Genomic DNA, 17,591 nt, shown 5'->3' on the forward strand with positions numbered 1-17,591 from the left:
CCGATGGCACACGGCTTTCCCCTTCAGCTCCTGCTCGACCGCGCGCAGGAAGATCTCGACACGGCCGCGAAGCAGCTCGGCACCGCGCAGCGCGACCGCACCGCGGCCGCCGACCAGCTCGATGCGCTGCTGCGCTATCGCGACGAGTATCACGCGCGCTTCGCGCAGTCCGCGCAACACGGGATGCCGGCCGGCAACTGGCGCAACTTCCAGGCGTTCATCGATACGCTCGACGCGGCGATCGTGCAGCAACGCAACGTGCTGGCCGCAGCCGAAGTCCGCATCGACGAGGCGCGCCCCAACTGGCAACAGAAGAAACGCACCGTCGGTTCATACGAAATCCTGCAGGCGCGCGGCGTCGCGCAGGAAGCGCAGCGTACGGCGAAGCGCGAACAGCGCGACGCCGACGAACACGCCGCGAAGATCCTGCGCATGCGGGCCGATGCGGCCCGTTCAGCGTAACCGCTCACCGCTTTCGAACGAGAGAATCGTCATGCCTCCCCTGCCCCTGCTCGGCGTGCTGCTCGACACCGCCGGCACCGCACTCAAGGCGATCCGCGATGCGGGTTCGTCCGCCTCCGCCAAGTCCGCCGGCAACGATGCCGCAAGCAGCCCTGCCGCCATGCCGTTCGCGCAGACGCTGAAGCAAAGCGTCGTCACGCGGCACGACGCGGCAATCGCCGGCAAGCCGGACGTCTCGACGAAACAGGCGTCGTCGACATCCGCCGCCGGCACGAAGTCCGCCGACCACGACGACGACCAGTCGACCGAAGACGCCATCGCGACGCTCAACCCGGACGCCGCCGCGCTCGCCGCGGCAGCCGCCGTGCAGGCGCAACTGCAGACGCGCGCGAACGACGCGGCGCCGGCCGGCGCCGATAGCGCTGCCACCGCCGCGCAAACGACGGCCGTGTCCGGCCAGCCCGACGCCACGGCCGCGCTGACGAACCACGCAAGCAAGGATGCGGCCGCCGAGCCTGCCGTGCCGGTGTCGGGTCGCGACACGCTGCAGGCGGCACTTGCGAAGCTGACCGGCGGCGCGGGCGCAATCGCGATGCCCGCGACGGCGGCAGCACCCGCGGCGGCGACGTCCGCCTCGGCTGCCGCTACGCCGCCGACGCCGAAAGTCCCGACCTTCGACCGCACGCTCGCCGACGCGAAAGGCGCGCTCGCGACGCAGCAGGCGCCCACGCAAGCCACCGCACCGGCGCTGCAGGCCGGCGCAACGGCCCAGCCCGCCGCGCAGCACGCATTCGCGGCCGCCGAGGAAACCGCCAGCCCGGCCGCCGACGCGACGGTCGCTGCCGCCGCAACGGCTGCGGCAGCCGCACAGGCGAACCTCCAGGCATCGCCCGCCGCAAGCTCGATCGCCGCGGCCAACGCACACGTGCTGGCGCCGCACGTCGGCACCGCCGACTGGACCGATGCGCTGAGCCAGAAAGTCGTGTTCCTGTCGAATGCGCACCAGCAGAGCGCCGAGCTGACGCTGAACCCGCCGGACCTGGGCCCGCTGCAGGTCGTGCTGCGCGTCGCGGACAACCACGCGCACGCGCTGTTCGTGTCACAGCACGCGCAGGTGCGCGACGCGGTGGAAGCCGCGCTGCCGAAACTGCGTGAAGCGATGGAAGCGGGCGGGCTCGGCCTGGGCAGCGCGAGCGTCAGCGATGGCGGCTTCGCGTCGCAGCAGCAGAACCCGCAGCAAAGCTTCGCCGGCGGCCGGCCGTCGCCGCGCGCGCGCGCCGGATCGTCAGCCGTCGACGCACCGGTCGACGCCGTGCAATCCGCAGCGGCCGGCGCGACCGTGAGCCGCGCGGGCCTCGTCGATACGTTCGCCTGAGCATCGCGTCGGTCGTGTGCCGGTGCGCGCCGCTCAGCGGCCGTGCGCCGCCGCGGCCGCCTCGTTGCGCGGCATGCCGCCGCCCCGGCGTGTCGCGACGATGAAGTCCGCCGCGCGTTCGCCGATCATCACCGACGGCGCATTCGTATTCCCGCCGATCAGCGTCGGCATCACCGACGCATCCACCACCCGCAGCCCTTCGACGCCGCGCACGCGCAATTGCGGATCCACGACCGCGCGCGCATCCGAGCCCATCCGGCAGGTGCCGACCGGGTGATAGATCGTGTCGGCATGCTCGACGATCGTCGCGCGCAGCTCGGCTTCGCTCTGGTCCGCCCGCGTGTAGAGCTCGCGCCCGCCCTGCGACGCGAGCGGCGCCTGCGACAGGATCCGGCGCATCGCCTGCGCGCCGCGCACGAGCAGGTCGAGATCGCGCGTATCGCTGAAGAAGCGCGGATCGATCAGCGGTGCGTCGCGCGCATCGCCGCTCGCGAGCGCGACCGTGCCGCGGCTGAACGGGCGCAGCGCGCACACGTGCAGCGAATAGCCGAAGCCCCAGTGCATCTTGCGGTTGTGGTCGTCGACGAGCGCCGTGCAGAAATGCAGCTGCAGGTCCGGACGATCGAGCGACGGGTCGCTCTTGATGAAGCCGCCGGCCTCCGCGACGTTGCTCGTCATCATCCCGGTGCGGCCCGAGAAGTAGCGCACGAGCGCCGGCGTCATCTTCGCGATCCCGCGCAGGCAGACGCCGACCAGCTCCGACGAATTCACGCGCGTGTTGATGATGAAATCGATATGGTCGATCAGGTTCGTGCCGACGTCCGGCGCGTCCTGCACGACGGCGATCCCGTGCCGGCGCAGCTGTTCCGCCGGACCGATCCCCGAGCACATCAGCAGTTGCGGCGAATTGAACGCGCCGGCCGACAGGATCACTTCCGCGCGTGCACCGAGCGTCTCGACGCGTCCGTCGCGCGACACCACGACCCCGACCGCGCGCTTGCCGTCGAAGCCCACGCGCAGCACCGTCGCGTCGGTGATCACGTGCAGGTTCGGCCGCTCGCGGCCGTAGATGTATGCGCGCGCGACGCTGCAACGCGAGCCGTCGCGATGCGTGACCTGATAGAAGCCGACGCCTTCCTGCGTCGCGCCGTTGAAGTCGTTGTTGAGCGGATAGCCGGCCGCGTGCGCCGCCTGGATGAATCGTTCGGAAAACGGATTGCGAAAGCGCAGGTCGGACACCGTCAGCGGGCCGTCCGCGCCGTGCCATGCATCGGCACCGCGCGCGTTGCCTTCCGCGCGGCGGAAATACGGCAGCACGTCCTGCCAGCCCCAGCCCGTCGCGCCGAGTTGCGCCCATTCATCGTAGTCGCCCGGGTGGCCACGCGTGTAGATCATCGCGTTGATCGCGCTCGAGCCGCCCATTCCGCGCCCGCGCGGCTGATATCCGCGGCGGCCGCCGAGGCCCGGCTGCGGCACCGTCTCGTAACCGTAGTTCGTGCCGAGCTTGAACGGCACGAGCGCCGCGATTCCCACCGGCATGTTGACGAGCAGGTTGCGCTCCGTGTGCGAGCCGGCCTCGATCAACGCGATCGTCGCGTCGGGGCATGCGTCGGCAAGGCGGCTGGCGAGGCTCGAGCCGCCCGACCCTCCGCCTACGATGATGTAGTCGTATTGCATGTCACGTCTCCTTCGTGTCATGAACGGCGCCCGGCGCGGCCGGCTCCCGCTTGTAATGTTCGGGCATTGTAGGAATGGCCGCCGCGCGCGCGGCACGCCGATTCAAGAGCGATTCCTCTAAACGCCCGCGTGAACTAAATTTAAGATGTATCGATTGATGCGACGCGATGCACCGGCCGCCAGAAGCCGCGCCGTCGCGAAACTGGGGAGACGACGATGCAGCGCGACGCTCTGCAGGCCGCGTGCCGACCGGGTTGTCCGGACGCACTGCGCGCGGCCCGCATTTCATTTCAAACGGATGCCCGGACGGTGACGTGCAACACCGTGCGCGCGGCCGGTCGAAATCGAACGACGCGACGTATCGCCGACCGTTTGGACGGCTCGTCGCACGCGCGGCACGACCTGCCGGTGCGCACGTCGCCGCGCGCACCGCGCTGCCCTGCTTCGGTGCGCCGGCAAGTACCCGCCGCGCGCCATCGCACACCGGCCGGACATCGCATCCGGCCGTACGCGCGGACCGCGCAATCCCGTTTTCGGACACGAACACCGTCGCGCGGATGCGACGCTTGCCGCACGCTGCACCCTGTTTTCGACCGTGCATCGCATCCGGCACCCTGCCGTGCGACGCGCGCCATCCTGCCCCGCCCCGCCACGCTCGCCGAGCGGGTACGTGCGGCCTGACTGCTGGCCGACGTGCCACGCCCAACTGGAGGAGACGAAATGAAGAACGATTTGCCCGAACTGGCCCCGCAAGCGCTGCCGTCGGTCGATGCCTTGACGTCGCTGCTGCGCGACCAGCGCGCAGCCTACCTGCGCGCGCCATACCCGGAGTGGGACACCCGCGCGCAGCACCTGCGCGCGCTGCGCACGATGCTGATCGATCACGCGGATGCGCTCGCCGATGCGATCAGCGCCGACTTCGGGCATCGCGCGAAGCAGGAAGTGCTGCTGTCGGAAATCTGGATGGCGAAGGAAGAGATCGACGACGCGCTCAAGCACGGCAAGCGCTGGGTGAAGCCGATCCGCAAGCCGATGAACAAGTGGCTACGGCCGGCGCGCGCAAAGGTGCTGCCGCAGCCGCTCGGCGTGGTCGGCATCGTCGTGCCGTGGAACTATCCGGTCCTGCTCGCGGCCGGGCCGCTGATCTGCGCACTCGCCGCCGGCAACCGCGCGATCGTCAAGATGTCCGAACTAACGCCGCGCACGTCGGCGCTGTTCGAACAGCTGATCGCGAAGACCTTCTCGCGCGACCATGTCGCGGTCGTGAACGGCGATGCGGAGATCGGCGCCGCGTTCACCGCACTGCCGTTCGATCACCTGCTGTTCACCGGCTCGACGCACGTCGGCCGCCACGTGATGCGCGCCGCGGCCGACAATCTCACCCCCGTCACGCTCGAGCTCGGCGGCAAGTCGCCGGCGATCGTCGGGCCGAATGCGCGCTTCGACGCGGCCGTCGACGCGATCATCGGCGGCAAGACGTTGAACGCGGGCCAGACCTGCATCGCGCCCGACTACGTGCTGCTGCCGCGCGGGATGGAAGCCGCGTTCATCGAGCGCGCACGGGAGCGCTTCGCGAAGCTGTATCCGGACCTGTCGACCAACGGCGACTACACGACGATCGTGTCGCCGCGCCATTACGCCCGGCTGCAACAGCTCGCGACCGACGCGCAGGCCGCCGGCGCGCAACTGCATCCGCTGTCGGATGCGCCGTCCGACCCCGCGTCGCGCCGCTTCGTGCCGTGCGCGGTCACGCACGTGCCGGCCGCGTCGCAGCTGATGCAGGAGGAAATCTTCGGGCCGCTGCTGCCGCTCGTGCCGTACGAGCGGCTCGACGAGGCGATCGCGTACGTGAACGCGCGCCCGCGGCCGCTCGCGCTGTACCTGTTCGATGAGGATGGGGGCACGATCGACCGCGTGATGCGCGAAACGATCTCCGGCGGCGTGACGGTCAACGATGCGTTGCTGCACATCGCGTGCGGCAGTTTGCCGTTCGGCGGCGTCGGCGCGAGCGGGATGGGCGCGTATCACGGCTACGACGGCTTCGTGACGTTCTCGAAGATGAAGCCCGTGCTCACGCAGGCACGCCTGAATACCCGCGGGCTGATCGCACCGCCCTATGGCAAGCGCTTCGCCGCGGTGATCAAGATGATGTTGAAGTTCTGAGCGGCGCGGGCCGCGAGCCACGCGCGCCGGCCCACCCGAAAATGCCGCGCGGCGAGGTTGCCGCGCGCGCCGTCACACGGGCCAGAGCGGCCCTTCCTGCATCGCGCCGATCTGCTCGCGCAGTTCGAGCACGCGTGCTTCCCAGTATCGATGCGTGTTGAACCACGGGAACGCGGCCGGAAACGCCGGATCGTCCCAGCGGCGTGCGAGCCATGCCGCGTAGTGGATCAAGCGCAGCGTGCGCAGCGCTTCGACCAGATGCAGTTCGCGCGGCTCGAATTCGCAGAAGTCCTCATAACCGGCGAGCAGGTCCGCGAGCGCGCGCGACGCGCCTTCGCGATCGCCGGGCAGCAGTAGCCACAGATCCTGGACCGCGGGCGCCATCCGGCTGTCGTCGAAGTCGACGAAATGCGGGCCCGCGTCGGTCCACAGCACGTTGCTCGGATGACAGTCGCCGTGCGTGCGCAGCAGGCGAATCTCGCCCGCGCGCTCGAATGCGGCCTCGACGCCTTCGAGCGCGAGCGTCACCGCCGTCTCGTAGGCGGGCCTTACGTCGTCGGGAATGAAATCGTGCGCGAGCAGGTAGTCGCGCGGCTCGTAGCCGAACGCGCGGATGTCGAGCACGGGACGCGCGACATACGGCCGCATCGCGCCGACCGCGTGAATCCGGCCGATGAAGCGGCCGAGCCATTCGAGCGTGTCGCTGCGGTCGAGGTCGGGCGCGCGACCGCCGCGCCGCTCGAAGATCGAGAAGCGGAACCCGTCGAACGCGTGCAGCGTGCGGCCGTCGACGACGCGCGCGGGCACCGCCGGAATCTCGCGCGCGGCGAGTTCGGCGACGAACGCGTGTTCTTCCAGAATCGCTTCGTCCGACCAGCGCGCGGGCCGGTAGAACTTCGCGACGACGGGCGGGCCGTCCTCGATGCCGACCTGGTAGACGCGGTTTTCGTAGCTGTTGAGGGCGAGCAGGCGCCCGTCGGTGCGCAGCCCGGCCGGCATCAGCACGCTGTCGAGCGCATCGAGCACACACTCGGGCGTGAGGCCGGCGAACGGCGGGCCGGCGGGAGCTGCGGGGGCGGAAGTGACGTCTTTCATGCCCCGCATTGTGCCGTCAGCCGCGCCGAAACACGAGCGTCCGATACGGCACGCGCGCTCAGTGGATCGCGGCGCCGGCCGGCAGCACGGATTCGCCGGTGTCGATCAGGTCCTCGAGAAAGAACGGCTCGGTGTTGAGTTCCTTCGACTCGCCTGGCACGCCCGCGTACCAGGTCACCATGGCCATGTCGCCCAGAACGCGCTGAACGATGCCGCGCGCGCCCTTCGGCACGGCGATATGGGTAGTGCAGACAATCGACCCGACATGCATGATGGTTCCCCACTCTTGAAACTTGAAACCCGGCTCGCTGGCGAGCCGGCAAATGCACGATCCGCGCCGCCCTCGTCGGGATGTTGCGCGTAATCCCATTGTTCACGGTTTATCGAAGCGCGAAAAGAAGAAGAAGCAGGCGAAGTGCCGCGAATTCGTCGAATGTCTCCAATCAACCACTGCGCCGCGCGTGCGCTTGCACGGACGGATACCCCCATCATACCCTGTCGAATGTGACCGTCCGCCGAAACCGGCCACACGCGCGGCGCCGGCCTCCCGCCGACGGTGGTTGCGCCCGGCGGCCGCCTTGCGTTACCTTTGACGCTCATTCGCGTTCAAGCGCTAATCGACCCGATGCAACCGCTCACGTCCGCTCTCGCAACATCCCGGCCGCAGTTCGACTCGCGGCCGCAGGCGTGCGCGCATCCATCCGTCCTCCCTCCTCCTGTCGCACCGCCGCTCGTCGGCGCCGCGCCGCCCCCGCCGGCGGCACGCGTCGGCTGACCAGCCGGCTTTCGGTTTCCGTTTTCCATTCGCCCGTTTGCGGCCGTTCGTGCGTCATTGCGCACGGCGCGTTGCCACGTGCGCGACTTGGGACGTTTCGATCCGTTCGACAGGTGGATTCACATGATTTCGTTCAAACGCGCGCTCGCCGCGCATGGCGTGACGTCGCTCTTCGTCTTGCTGTGGAGCAGCGGCGCGATCTTCGCTGAACTCGGTCTGCGCCACGCATCCGCGTTCGTCTTTCTCGCCGCACGATTCGCGCTCGCGTCACTCGTGCTGCTCGTGCCGGCCGTCATGCGCGGACGCTGGCTGCCGCCGCGCGGCGAGCGGCGCATGGCCGCGCTGACCGGCCTGCTGATGATGGGCGGCTATTCGATCTTCTACCTGCTCGCGCTCGAGCGCGGGATCGCGCCGGGCGTGCTTGCGACGATCCTCGGCGTGCAGCCGATCCTCACGCTGGCGATCATCGAGCGGCGCTGGCAACCGATGCGCGTCGCGGGGCTCGGGCTGTCGCTCGCCGGTCTCGCGCTCGTCGTGTGCCGCGGCGTGGGCGGTGCAGGCGTGCCGATCATGGGCGTCGTCTGCGCGCTCACGGCGCTCGTCGCGCTGACCGCCGGCTCGCTGCTGCAAAAGCACGTGCGCGCGGCGCCTGCCGACGTGCTGCCGCTGCAGAACGCGATCGGCCTCGCGCTGTGCGTGGCGATCCTGCCATTCCGGCCGGTCTCGCTCGAGGTCGGCTGGGCGTTCATCGTCCCGCTGCTGTGGCTCGGCATCGTGATCTCGGTGATCGCGCAGTTGCTGTTCTACCGGTTGATGCAACGTGGCGATCTCGTCAACGTGACGAGCCTGTTCTATCTCGTGCCCGTCCTCACCACGCTGATGGACGCGGTCTGGCTCGGCAACCGGCCCGAACCGCTCGCGCTCGCCGGCATGGGCGCGATCGTGGCGGGGCTCGCGCTCGTGTTCCGCACCCCGGCCGTTCGCGCGCGCCTTGATCGCGCGTAGGTGGACGGGCCGCCGCGCCCGCGGGTGCGGCGGCCCGTATCGAACATGTACGACGTTTCAGCGCGAATCGAAAGGGGCGGGAAAGAATGGTGCAAGGCATTCGTCCGACTCGCCGGAAAAATGCAGATTCTCCGGGGTTTTCCGCATACTTTTAATGGTTCGGATAGCGAAAAACGCAGCGAGGTTGCCTATACTCGAACTGACCGCCCCGTTCGCAATCGGGGTCGGCCCAACACGAGAAATGCCCGGCATGGAGTTGGAAGACGCGCGTGCGCCGGTTCCGGCCGGCTATGGAGACACGCATGACCACCTATTTCACGATCGGCGACTTCATCCTGTTGATTCCGATGGCGCTGGCCGGCGCGCTGTTTCTCGGCGCGGTGCCGTGCGCAACCGAATTCCGCCACAACCTGCTGCGCGTGCTCGGCGCCATCCTCGGCGTCGGCGTTGCGGTATTGCTCGTCGAAGGCCTGCCTGCGCTGCTCTAGCGACGCGTTGGCGTGCGCCGGTCATGCCGAGGCATCGCAGCGACGTAGCCGCTTGTGTGCGTGCGCAGCGATACGGCATGCAATGGTTCGCATCCCGTATCGACTGTCCTTGATGCCGATCAGATTGCCTGATCGGTGGACGGTTTTTCCCACAGATTGATGCCACCCTCGGTCGCGTAGCGATCGATCTCCGCGAGCTCGTCGGCCGAGAATTCGAGATTCTTCAGCGCGCCGACGTTTTCGCGCACTTGCTCCGGACGGCTTGCGCCGATCAGTGCGGACGTCACGCGGCCATTGCGCAACACCCAGGCGAGCGCCATCTGCGCGAGGCTCTGCCCGCGCCGCTGGGCGATGCCGTCGAGCTTGCGCACGTGCTCGAGGTTGTCCGCGCTCAGGTGATCCTGCTTCAGCGAGCCGCCGCCCGGCTTGTTCACGCGCGCATCGGCCGGCACGCCGTTCAGGTATTTCGACGTCAGCAGCCCCTGCGCGAGCGGCGTGAACGCGATGCTGCCCGTGCCGATGTCGTCGAGCGTGCCGAGCAGATCCTCCTCGACCCAGCGGTTCAGCAGGTTGTACGACGGCTGGTGGATCAGCAGCGGCACCTTGTATTGCGCGAGCAGTTCGGCCATCTCGCGCGTCTTCGCGGCCGAGTACGACGAAATGCCGATGTACAGCGCCTTGCCCTGCTGCACGGCCGATGCGAGCGCGCCGGCGGTTTCCTCGAGCGGCGTGTGCGCGTCGAAGCGGTGCGAATAGAAGATGTCGACGTAGTCGAGCCCCATCCGCTGCAGGCTCTGGTCGAGGCTCGCGAGCACGTACTTGCGCGACCCGCCGCCGCTGCCGTAAGGCCCCGGCCACATGTCCCAGCCGGCCTTCGTCGAGATCAGCAGCTCGTCGCGGTACGGCCGGAAATCTTCCTTCAGCAGCCGGCCGAAGTTGGTTTCGGCACTGCCGTACGGCGGCCCATAGTTGTTCGCGAGGTCGAAATGATTGATGCCGAGGTCGAACGCGGTGCGCAGGATGTCGCGCTGCGTCGCGATCGGCGTCGAGTCGCCGAAGTTGTGCCACAGGCCGAGCGACAGGGCGGGCAGTTTGAGCCCGGATTTGCCGCAGGTGCGGTATTGCATGTCGGCATAACGTTCGGAAGCTGCTTCGTAGGCCATGAGTCGGTTCCGTGAAGACGTCGGGGATGGGACGCGCGCCGCGCGCGAACATCGCGCGCCGGCGGCGAGGGAAACGTACGACGGTTATGGTATCGAACGTGGGCGAAGCGCGCACGGCAATGGACGCAGCCGCGTGCGTCGCCTACACTGCGGCGTCTCGAATCACCGTTACAGCGAGGTTGGTATGTCCCGGGTCATCTCGGTTGCGCTGCTCGTCGGCGGCGTCGTGCTGCTGTATTTCGGCGGCCAGTCGTTCCATTCGATCAACGACAACGTGTCGCGCTTCTTCACCGGCTCGCCCGCCACGAAGACGATCCTGCTGATCGCCGGCGGCGCCGTTGCATCGCTGATCGGCCTGATCGGCCTCGCGATGCCGGCCAACAAGCGCTGATCGCGCAGCCGCGCGATGGCGGCCCGCGTTGCGGAGCGGGGCTGCACAAAACGCAACGGGCGGCCCAGGCCGCCCGTTTGTTCATCCGCCCGCGCGGCCGCAGTGCCCCATCGGACAAGCGGCGCGGCTGCATCGCCGCCCGAACCGCCGCTAGAACTGCACTTCCGGCTTCGCCGCCGAACGCGTGCCCGGCGTCGGCCGGTTGCTCACGCCGTGGTACGTATAGACGAGCGAGAACTTCACCTGGTCGGAGCGGTTCTGCCCCGCTGAATGCAGCGTGTTGCAGTGGAAGAACACGACGTCGCCCGTCTGGAGCGACGGGCAGGTTGCCGCGTCGATCATCTTGCGGTTTTCCGGCAGGTCGCTGCGGAAGAACTTCGCGTCGTCGAACGCTTCCGGCCCGAATTCGGCCGTGTGCGAACCCGGCACCAGCCAGAGCGCACCGTTTTCATTCGTTTCCGGCCCGAGCGCGAGCCACACCGACACCATGTCCGCGCGTTCGAACGACCAGTAGCGGAAGTCGCGATGCCAGCCAGTCAGGCTGCCGTACGCGGGGTGCTTCGTCATCATGCAGTTGTGATGCGCGCGTGACAGCACCGGCTGCTCGCCGAAGTACTCGCGCATCCACTCACCGATTTCGGGTGCGATCGCGCGCGCGGCGAACGCCGGATCGCGCGTGTAGGCGTCCAGCAGCCGCCGCACCGTATGCCCGCCCGGCGCATGCTTCGACTCGGGCGCGCCCGGGTAGCGCAAATCCGCCTCGAACTCGATCGGCTCCGCCGCTTCCTGCAACTGGCGCGCCGCGATCTGCTTGAGCGCCGCGCACTGCGCCTCGTCGACAAGGCCGCGCGCGACGACGAAGCCGCGTTCGCGCAATTCCGCGACTTGCGCGCGGATCGATTCCAACTGCAATGGAGACGACATGGGATGCCAGACGTTTATCGTGTGAATGTGACGATTGTAAATCGGCGCCGGATGCCGCGAACAGCGCCATTGTCGTGCGCAGGGGCATGCCAATCGTCGATTTGATCTGGCGCAAGGGAACTGTGCGGCGCGGCGCGAGCCTCAGCGACAGGCGGTATGCAGCGACACGCTTGCGGCACAAGGGTTTATCGCGACTTTTGCACGTCACGAATCCCTTGTAGCCTGTCGCGGCCTGTCAATTCTGGCGGGCGCGGCGCGCAACGACTTTCGGTAAGATCCGTTGCGCCATCCGAGGCCGTTCATACCAGTGCGCTTTTCAAGGGCGCCATCCATACAAGCGAAGCATCGTTCACATGCCATTCCGTCTGACTTCCCGTCTCAACCGCACTGCGAAGCGCGTCGCACCGTCCGCTCCCGCCCGCCCGCTGCGCCATCACCGCGCACGCACACAGGCGCTCGCCGAGCAAACGCACGCGCACAGCCGGCTGGACGGCATCCGCGCCTGGTTCCACGCGTTCTTCTCGATGATGAGCGCGCAGGCGTTCGCACGCCGCGCCGGCCTACGCTCGCTGCTGCAGAAGCCGTCGTCGCTGCGCGCGCTCGCGCTGCGCCGCACGCTGGGCCCGCAGCGCCGCATCAACCGCCCGCGCCGCCTCGCGGCCAGCAACGGCTGGTTCGGGTTCAGCGCACGCTGAAGCCGCGCCGGCGGGCAGTGCTCGCCACGATCGCAGCGATGCCGTCATCCCGCCGGCGATCGACGCGCATAAAAAAACCCCGGCATGCCGGGGTTTTTTGTTTCGGGCGGACGACGCTTACGCGACGCGTGCCGTCGGCTCCACGCCGGCCGCTTCGGCCAGTGCGAGCGCCTTGTCGGTCGCTTCCCACGAGAATTCCGGCTCTTCGCGGCCGAAGTGGCCGTAAGCTGCCGTCTTCTCGTAGATCGGGCGCAGCAGGTCGAGCATCTTGATGATGCCCTTCGGACGCAGGTCGAAATGCTCGCGCACGAGCTTCGTGATCACCGCATCCGACACGCGGCCCGTGCCGAACGTGTTGACCATCACCGAGGTCGGCTCGGCCACGCCGATCGCGTACGACACCTGGATCAGCGCGCGCGATGCGAGGCCTGCCGCGACGATGTTCTTCGCGACGTAACGGCCGGCATACGCTGCCGAACGGTCGACCTTCGACGGATCCTTGCCCGAGAACGCGCCGCCGCCGTGCGGTGCGGCACCGCCGTAGGTATCGACGATGATCTTGCGGCCCGTCAGACCGCAGTCGCCCTGCGGGCCGCCGATCACGAACCGGCCAGTCGGGTTCACCAGGAACTTGATGTCGCCCTTGATCAGGTCGGCCGGCAGCGTCGGCTTGATGATTTCCTCGATCACGGCTTCGCGCAGCGCCGGCAGTTCGATGTCCGGTGCATGCTGCGTGGACAGCACGACGGTGTCGATCGAATCGGGCTTGCCGTCGACGTAGCGGATCGTCACCTGCGACTTCGCGTCCGGGCGCAGCCACGGCAGGCGGCCGTCGCGGCGCAGGCTCGCCTGGCGCTCGACGAGACGGTGCGACAGGTGGATCGGCAGCGGCATCAGTTCCGGCGTTTCGTCGCATGCGTAGCCGAACATCAGACCCTGGTCGCCCGCGCCTTGATCGAGGTTGTCGTCATGCGCGCGGTCGACGCCTTGCGCGATATCCGGCGACTGCTTGTCGTACGCGACGAGCACCGCGCAACCCTTGTAGTCGATGCCGTAGTCGGTGTTGTCGTAGCCGATGCGCTTGATGGTGTCGCGCGCGATCTGGATGTAATCGATGTTGGCCGTCGTGGTGATTTCACCGGCCAGAACGACGAGACCCGTGTTGCACAGCGTTTCGGCTGCAACGCGGGAGTATTTGTCCTGCTCGAGGATGGCGTCGAGAATCGCGTCCGAGATTTGGTCCGCGACTTTGTCCGGATGGCCTTCGGAGACGGATTCGGACGTGAAGAGATAATCGTTTGCCACTTTTTCAGGCTCCTGTGTGGTTACGGTTGGTTTCACGTAGCCAGCTTCGTTGGGCCTGAAGCGGCGACGCTTTAGCGGATTACCAGGACCGGGCAGCGCGCTTCGCGCCAGCCGGCTTCGCCCCGCAAGTTGTCAGTTAACTCGGCGAAGCCCGTATTATAGCGGCTTTCGTGAATTGTCACAGAGCGCCACTCGTGCTGCATCGTCCGCTGTCCTACCCCCCTGTTCGCAACGTGCCGGCCAGCCGGCCCCACGGAGATTCCGCATGCTAGGCCGCCTCGGCACGCACCTCGCCATCGGCTTGCTGAAGCTGCTCGCCCTGCTGCCGTACGGCTTGACCGCACGGTTCGGCGACGGCCTCGGCTGGCTGCTGTACCAGATTCCCAGCCGGCGAAAGCGCATCGTACATACCAATCTGAAACTCTGCTTCCCCGACTGGAGCGACGAACGGCGCGAGGAAGTGGCGGGCCAGCACTTCCGCCACGCGATCCGCAGCTACGTCGAGCGCAGCGTCCAGTGGTTCGGCTCCGAGCGCAAGCTCGCGAAGCTGATCCAGGTCGACAGCGCAGTCGACCTCACCGATCCGGATCTGCCCCCGACGCTGTTCCTGGGCCTGCATTTCGTCGGCATCGAAGCCGGCTCGATCTGGCTGAACCGTTCGCTGCACCGCCGCTGCGGGTCGCTGTACCAGCCGTTCTCGAATGCCGTGCTCGAGGAAGAGGCGAAGAAGGCCCGTGGGCGTTTCGACGCCGAGATGGTCGGCCGCGCGGACAGCGCCCGCGTCGTGCTGCGCTGGCTGCGCGACCGCAAGCCGGTGATGCTCGGCGCCGACATGGACTATGGTCTGCGCAATTCGACGTTCGTCCCCTTCTTCGGCGTGCCGGCGTGCACGCTGACGGCCGTCGGCCGGCTCGCCAAGACGGGCCGCGCGCAGGTCGTGCCGTTCATCGGCGAGGTGCTGCCGAACTACAAGGGCTACCGGCTGAAGGTGTTCAAGCCGTGGGACAACTACCCGACCGGCGACGACGATCTCGACGCGCGGCGGATGAACGAATTCCTCGAGGAGCAGATTCCGCTGATGCCGGAGCAGTATTACTGGGTGCACAAGCGCTTCAAGACGCGCCCGCCCGGCGAGCCGAGCCTCTACTGAGCCGAACCCGCGGGCGCGCGGCACGATGCGCGCCTGCAGCCGTGCCACCTTCGGCGCGCCTTGCGCGCGCCCCTGCCAGAGATCGTGGGCCGATTGCTGCGCGAGCCACGGATCCGCCGTCCCGCCGCTTTCCCCGCCCAGCCACCCGAATGACGCCCCGCCCACGCAGGACGCCCCTGTCGGCTGCATGTATCATTTGCGGTTGAGATCAGCACGACGAACGACGCCGCACGCCATCGCGGCACGCCGCGTCCGCCGTGCCGACCGCCCTGTTCGCCATGGAATTCCGGACCCAGTGAAACTCTCGTTCACCAAGATGCACGGCGCGGGCAACGACTTCGTCGTGCTCGACAGCTATTCGCGCGCGCTGCCGCCGCTCACCGAGGCGCAGGTGCGCGCGCTCGCCGACCGACACTTCGGCATCGGCGCCGACCAGTTGCTGCTCGTCGAGAAACCGACCGTCGACGGCGCGGATTTCAAGTACCGGATCTTCAATTGCGACGGCGGCGAGGTCGAGCACTGCGGCAACGGCGCGCGCTGCTTCGTGAAGTTCGTCAGCGACCGCGGCCTGACCGACAAGCGCAGCGTGCGCGTGCAAGTGATGAAGGGCCTGATCACACTGACGATGCAGGACGACGGCGAAGTCGTCGTCGACATGGGCGCACCCATATTCGCGCCGGCGCAGGTGCCGTTCGACGCCTCGGGGCTCGACGGCCGGACGGAAGGCAACGACACGCTGTGGCCGCTCGACGTCGGCGGCGCGACGCGCTGGATCTCGACGGTGTCGATGGGCAACCCGCACGCGGTGCAGGTCGTCGAAGACGCCGAAGCGTATCCGGTGCTCGAAGAAGGCCCGCTGATCGAGCTTCACACCCGCTTCCCGCAGCGCGTGAATGCCGGCTTCATGCAGATCGTGTCGCGCAACGAGGTGAAGCTGCGCGTGTACGAGCGCGGCGCGGGCGAGACGCTCGCGTGCGGCACCGGCGCGTGCGCGGCGGTGGCGGCCGGCATCCGGCGCGGCCTGCTCGATTCGCCGGTAACCGTGCACACGCACGGCGGCAAGCTGACGATCAGCTGGGACGGCGCGCGCGACGAAACCGCCGCGCTGATGATGGCCGGGCCCGCCGCGACCGTGTTCGAAGGCGAGATCGACCTGAACGTCTGACCCTGCAACGTCCTGATAACTGAACGCTCCAGCCACATGAACGATCGCGAAGTCGCTGACTACCTGCTCGCCAATCCCGAATTCTTCGCGCAACACGCGGAACTGCTCGCGACGATCCGTCTCGCGAATCCGCACGGCAAGGCCGCGATCTCGCTGCAGGAGCGGCAGATGGAAATGCTGCGCGACAAGAACAAGCATCTCGAGCGCCGGCTCGCCGAGCTCGTGCGCTACGGCCACGAGAACGACAGCCTGTCCGCGAAGTTCAGCCGCTGGACCGCGCGCGTGATCGCGGAACGCGATCCGTACGCGCTGCCGCGCACGATCGCCGACGGCATCGCCGAGGTGTTCGACGTGCCGCAAACCGCGCTGCGCGTGTGGGACGTCGCCGACACCTACTCGCAGGCCGACTTCGCGCGCCAGGTCGGCGAGGAAGTGCGCCTGTTCACGAACGGGCTGTCGACGCCGTACTGCGGCGCGAACACCGGATTCGAAGCGGCCCAGTGGCTCGCACCCGCGCTCGCGGCGCCGGCCGCGAACGCGGCGGAAGGCGCTGAAGCCGCGCCGGCCGGCGACGGCGCGGCCACGTCGGTCGCGCTGCTCGCGCTGCGCGCGCCGCTCGGCGGCACCGACGCCCCCGCGTTCGGCCTGCTGGTGCTCGGCTCGCCCGATCCGCGCCGCTTCCACGACGGGATGGCGACCGACTTCCTCGCGCAGATCGCGACGCTCGCGAGCGCCGCGCTCACGCGCCTGCTGCCGCACTGATGCCGCGCCCATGACCGACGATCCGATCGCCGCCTACCTGTCGAACCTGAAGCACGTCAGGCAGCTGTCGGAACACACGCTGCGTGCGTATACGCACGAACTCGACGAACTGAAGAAGCTCGCCGCCGGCCGCCCGCTCGAGGCGCTCACGGCTGCCGACATGCGCGGCGCGGTCGCGCGCGCGCATGCGGGCGGGCTGTCCGCGCGCTCGATCTCGCACCGGCTGTCCGCGTGGCGCGCGTTCTACCGCTGGCTCGCGCAACGCATCGAGATGCCCGCGAACCCCGTCGCCGCGGTGCGTGCGCCGAAGCGCCCGAAAACCCTGCCGAAGGCGCTTTCGGTCGACGACGCATCGGCACTGATGGACGCGCCGCTCGCCGGTACGACCGAAGGCATCCGCGATCACGCGATCCTCGAACTCTTCTATTCGTCCGGGCTGCGCCTCGCCGAACTGGTCGGGCTCGACGTCATGTACACGCAGGCCGACGGCTACCGCTCGGCCGGCTGGCTCGATCTCGCCGAAGCCGAAGTCACCGTGCGCGGCAAGGGCAACAAGGAACGCAAGGTGCCGGTCGGCCGCAAGGCGATCGAGGCGCTGAACGCGTGGCTCGCCGTGCGCGGCGAATTCGTGAAGCACGATCCGCATCCGCTGTTCGTGTCCGTGCGCGGCAACCGGATGGCGCCCGGCGTCGTGCGCGACCGCGTGAAGCGCGCGGCGCTGGCCGCGGGCATTCCCGCCAACGTCCACCCGCACGTGCTGCGCCATTCGTTCGCAACGCACGTGCTGCAGTCGAGCGGCGACCTGCGCGCGGTGCAGGAACTGCTGGGCCACGCGAGCGTCTCCGCCACGCAGGTCTATACGTCGCTCGACTTCCAGCATCTCGCGAAAATTTACGACAGCGCGCATCCGCGCGCGAAGAAGCGCGACTGACGCGCTTCCCGTGTTACCCGCCGCGCGCGGCGACCGGCCAAGGTCGGCTTTGCGCACGGCCCCTT

Annotated in this window: 17 protein-coding genes; 11 read left to right on the forward strand and 6 right to left on the reverse strand. The window is 68.3% G+C overall.

Annotated features, from left to right (window positions below):
* Positions 1-3 precede the first annotated feature (3 nt).
* Together fliJ and WS66_RS28500 are read left to right on the forward strand one after the other, a co-directional pair.
* Positions 4-462: a flagellar export protein FliJ gene (fliJ, locus tag WS66_RS28495; RefSeq protein ID WP_059607431.1), complete on the forward strand. Its 459-nt coding sequence runs from the start codon at positions 4-6 to the stop codon at positions 460-462.
* A 31-nt stretch (positions 463-493) separates the two neighbouring features.
* Entirely contained in the window at positions 494-1,837 is a 1,344-nt protein-coding gene (locus WS66_RS28500; protein WP_059607433.1) for a flagellar hook-length control protein FliK, read from the forward strand.
* Between the two features lie 33 nt (positions 1,838-1,870).
* Here WS66_RS28500 and WS66_RS28505 read toward each other — a convergent pair whose 3' ends face one another.
* The gene (locus WS66_RS28505; protein WP_059607435.1) at positions 1,871-3,514 is read right to left on the reverse strand and encodes a GMC family oxidoreductase; all 1,644 of its coding nucleotides are present in this window, start codon (positions 3,512-3,514) and stop codon (positions 1,871-1,873) included.
* A 720-nt stretch (positions 3,515-4,234) separates the two neighbouring features.
* Here WS66_RS28505 and WS66_RS28515 point away from each other — a divergent pair.
* Entirely contained in the window at positions 4,235-5,677 is a 1,443-nt protein-coding gene (locus WS66_RS28515) for a coniferyl aldehyde dehydrogenase (protein WP_059607436.1), read from the forward strand.
* 72 nt (positions 5,678-5,749) lie between these two features.
* On the opposite strand, the gene WS66_RS28520 is transcribed toward WS66_RS28515, so the two are convergent.
* Entirely contained in the window at positions 5,750-6,772 is a 1,023-nt protein-coding gene (locus tag WS66_RS28520) for a serine/threonine protein kinase (RefSeq protein WP_442859297.1), read from the reverse strand.
* 58 nt (positions 6,773-6,830) lie between these two features.
* The gene (locus WS66_RS28525; protein ID WP_011886311.1) at positions 6,831-7,043 is read right to left on the reverse strand and encodes a hypothetical protein; all 213 of its coding nucleotides are present in this window, start codon (positions 7,041-7,043) and stop codon (positions 6,831-6,833) included.
* Positions 7,044-7,670: 627 nt separating this feature from the next.
* Between WS66_RS28525 and WS66_RS28535 the strand changes: the two genes are divergently transcribed.
* The gene (locus tag WS66_RS28535; protein WP_059607441.1) at positions 7,671-8,552 is read left to right on the forward strand and encodes a DMT family transporter; all 882 of its coding nucleotides are present in this window, start codon (positions 7,671-7,673) and stop codon (positions 8,550-8,552) included.
* A gap of 302 nt (positions 8,553-8,854) precedes the next feature.
* Positions 8,855-9,040 carry a hypothetical protein gene (locus tag WS66_RS28540; protein WP_059607444.1) on the forward strand — a complete coding sequence of 62 codons (186 nt, stop codon included), beginning with the start codon at positions 8,855-8,857 and terminating at the stop codon, positions 9,038-9,040.
* A 119-nt stretch (positions 9,041-9,159) separates the two neighbouring features.
* On the opposite strand, the gene mgrA is transcribed toward WS66_RS28540, so the two are convergent.
* Positions 9,160-10,203: an L-glyceraldehyde 3-phosphate reductase gene (gene mgrA / locus WS66_RS28545; RefSeq protein ID WP_059607446.1), complete on the reverse strand. Its 1,044-nt coding sequence runs from the start codon at positions 10,201-10,203 to the stop codon at positions 9,160-9,162.
* 184 nt (positions 10,204-10,387) lie between these two features.
* Here mgrA and WS66_RS28550 point away from each other — a divergent pair, with 184 nt between their 5' ends.
* A complete protein-coding gene (locus WS66_RS28550; protein ID WP_059448449.1) occupies positions 10,388-10,594 on the forward strand; it encodes a DUF3185 family protein in 207 nt (68 codons plus the stop codon).
* Positions 10,595-10,744: 150 nt separating this feature from the next.
* Here WS66_RS28550 and WS66_RS28555 read toward each other — a convergent pair whose 3' ends face one another.
* Complete coding sequence (locus WS66_RS28555) at positions 10,745-11,518, reverse strand: phytanoyl-CoA dioxygenase family protein (RefSeq protein WP_059607448.1); 774 nt, start codon at positions 11,516-11,518, stop codon at positions 10,745-10,747.
* Between the two features lie 353 nt (positions 11,519-11,871).
* On the opposite strand from WS66_RS28555, the gene WS66_RS28560 reads away from it, so the two are divergent.
* Positions 11,872-12,213: a hypothetical protein gene (locus WS66_RS28560; protein ID WP_059607450.1), complete on the forward strand. Its 342-nt coding sequence runs from the start codon at positions 11,872-11,874 to the stop codon at positions 12,211-12,213.
* A gap of 117 nt (positions 12,214-12,330) precedes the next feature.
* Here the strand turns inward: WS66_RS28560 and metK are convergent, their stop codons facing one another.
* Positions 12,331-13,518 carry a methionine adenosyltransferase gene (gene metK / locus WS66_RS28565; RefSeq protein ID WP_059607451.1) on the reverse strand — a complete coding sequence of 396 codons (1,188 nt, stop codon included), beginning with the start codon at positions 13,516-13,518 and terminating at the stop codon, positions 12,331-12,333.
* A 265-nt stretch (positions 13,519-13,783) separates the two neighbouring features.
* Here metK and lpxL point away from each other — a divergent pair, with 265 nt between their 5' ends.
* The 4 genes from lpxL (at position 13,784) to xerC (ending at position 17,526) form a co-directional block, all read left to right on the forward strand.
* Complete coding sequence (gene lpxL, locus WS66_RS28570) at positions 13,784-14,668, forward strand: lauroyl acyltransferase LpxL (RefSeq protein WP_059607453.1); 885 nt, start codon at positions 13,784-13,786, stop codon at positions 14,666-14,668.
* Positions 14,669-14,963: 295 nt separating this feature from the next.
* Entirely contained in the window at positions 14,964-15,833 is an 870-nt protein-coding gene (gene dapF / locus WS66_RS28575) for a diaminopimelate epimerase (protein WP_059607455.1), read from the forward strand.
* 36 nt (positions 15,834-15,869) lie between these two features.
* Entirely contained in the window at positions 15,870-16,595 is a 726-nt protein-coding gene (locus WS66_RS28580) for a DUF484 family protein (RefSeq protein WP_059607457.1), read from the forward strand.
* A 10-nt stretch (positions 16,596-16,605) separates the two neighbouring features.
* Positions 16,606-17,526, forward strand: a complete 921-nt coding sequence (xerC, locus tag WS66_RS28585; protein WP_059607459.1) for a tyrosine recombinase XerC — start codon at positions 16,606-16,608, stop codon at positions 17,524-17,526.
* Positions 17,527-17,591 lie beyond the last annotated feature (65 nt).

Origin of the sequence: Burkholderia sp. LA-2-3-30-S1-D2, assembly GCF_001523915.2 — a bacterium.
GTDB classification, from domain to species: domain Bacteria; phylum Pseudomonadota; class Gammaproteobacteria; order Burkholderiales; family Burkholderiaceae; genus Burkholderia; species Burkholderia diffusa.

Excerpts from the sequence above, each read along its gene's own strand:
- fliJ (WP_059607431.1), top strand. The coding sequence starts at position 4 with ATGGCACACGGCTTTCCCCTTCAGCTCCTGCTCGACCGCGCGCAGGAA.
- xerC (WP_059607459.1), top strand. The coding sequence starts at position 16,606 with ATGACCGACGATCCGATCGCCGCCTACCTGTCGAACCTGAAGCACGTC.
- WS66_RS28560 (WP_059607450.1), top strand. The coding sequence starts at position 11,872 with ATGCCATTCCGTCTGACTTCCCGTCTCAACCGCACTGCGAAGCGCGTC.
- WS66_RS28555 (WP_059607448.1), bottom strand. The coding sequence starts at position 11,518 with ATGTCGTCTCCATTGCAGTTGGAATCGATCCGCGCGCAAGTCGCGGAA.
- WS66_RS28525 (WP_011886311.1), bottom strand. The coding sequence starts at position 7,043 with ATGCATGTCGGGTCGATTGTCTGCACTACCCATATCGCCGTGCCGAAG.
- WS66_RS28515 (WP_059607436.1), top strand. The coding sequence starts at position 4,235 with ATGAAGAACGATTTGCCCGAACTGGCCCCGCAAGCGCTGCCGTCGGTC.
- WS66_RS28505 (WP_059607435.1), bottom strand. The coding sequence starts at position 3,514 with ATGCAATACGACTACATCATCGTAGGCGGAGGGTCGGGCGGCTCGAGC.
- WS66_RS28550 (WP_059448449.1), top strand. The coding sequence starts at position 10,388 with ATGTCCCGGGTCATCTCGGTTGCGCTGCTCGTCGGCGGCGTCGTGCTG.
- WS66_RS28580 (WP_059607457.1), top strand. The coding sequence starts at position 15,870 with ATGAACGATCGCGAAGTCGCTGACTACCTGCTCGCCAATCCCGAATTC.
- WS66_RS28535 (WP_059607441.1), top strand. The coding sequence starts at position 7,671 with ATGATTTCGTTCAAACGCGCGCTCGCCGCGCATGGCGTGACGTCGCTC.
- lpxL (WP_059607453.1), top strand. The coding sequence starts at position 13,784 with ATGCTAGGCCGCCTCGGCACGCACCTCGCCATCGGCTTGCTGAAGCTG.
- WS66_RS28500 (WP_059607433.1), top strand. The coding sequence starts at position 494 with ATGCCTCCCCTGCCCCTGCTCGGCGTGCTGCTCGACACCGCCGGCACC.
- WS66_RS28540 (WP_059607444.1), top strand. The coding sequence starts at position 8,855 with ATGACCACCTATTTCACGATCGGCGACTTCATCCTGTTGATTCCGATG.
- WS66_RS28520 (WP_442859297.1), bottom strand. The coding sequence starts at position 6,772 with ATGAAAGACGTCACTTCCGCCCCCGCAGCTCCCGCCGGCCCGCCGTTC.
- mgrA (WP_059607446.1), bottom strand. The coding sequence starts at position 10,203 with ATGGCCTACGAAGCAGCTTCCGAACGTTATGCCGACATGCAATACCGC.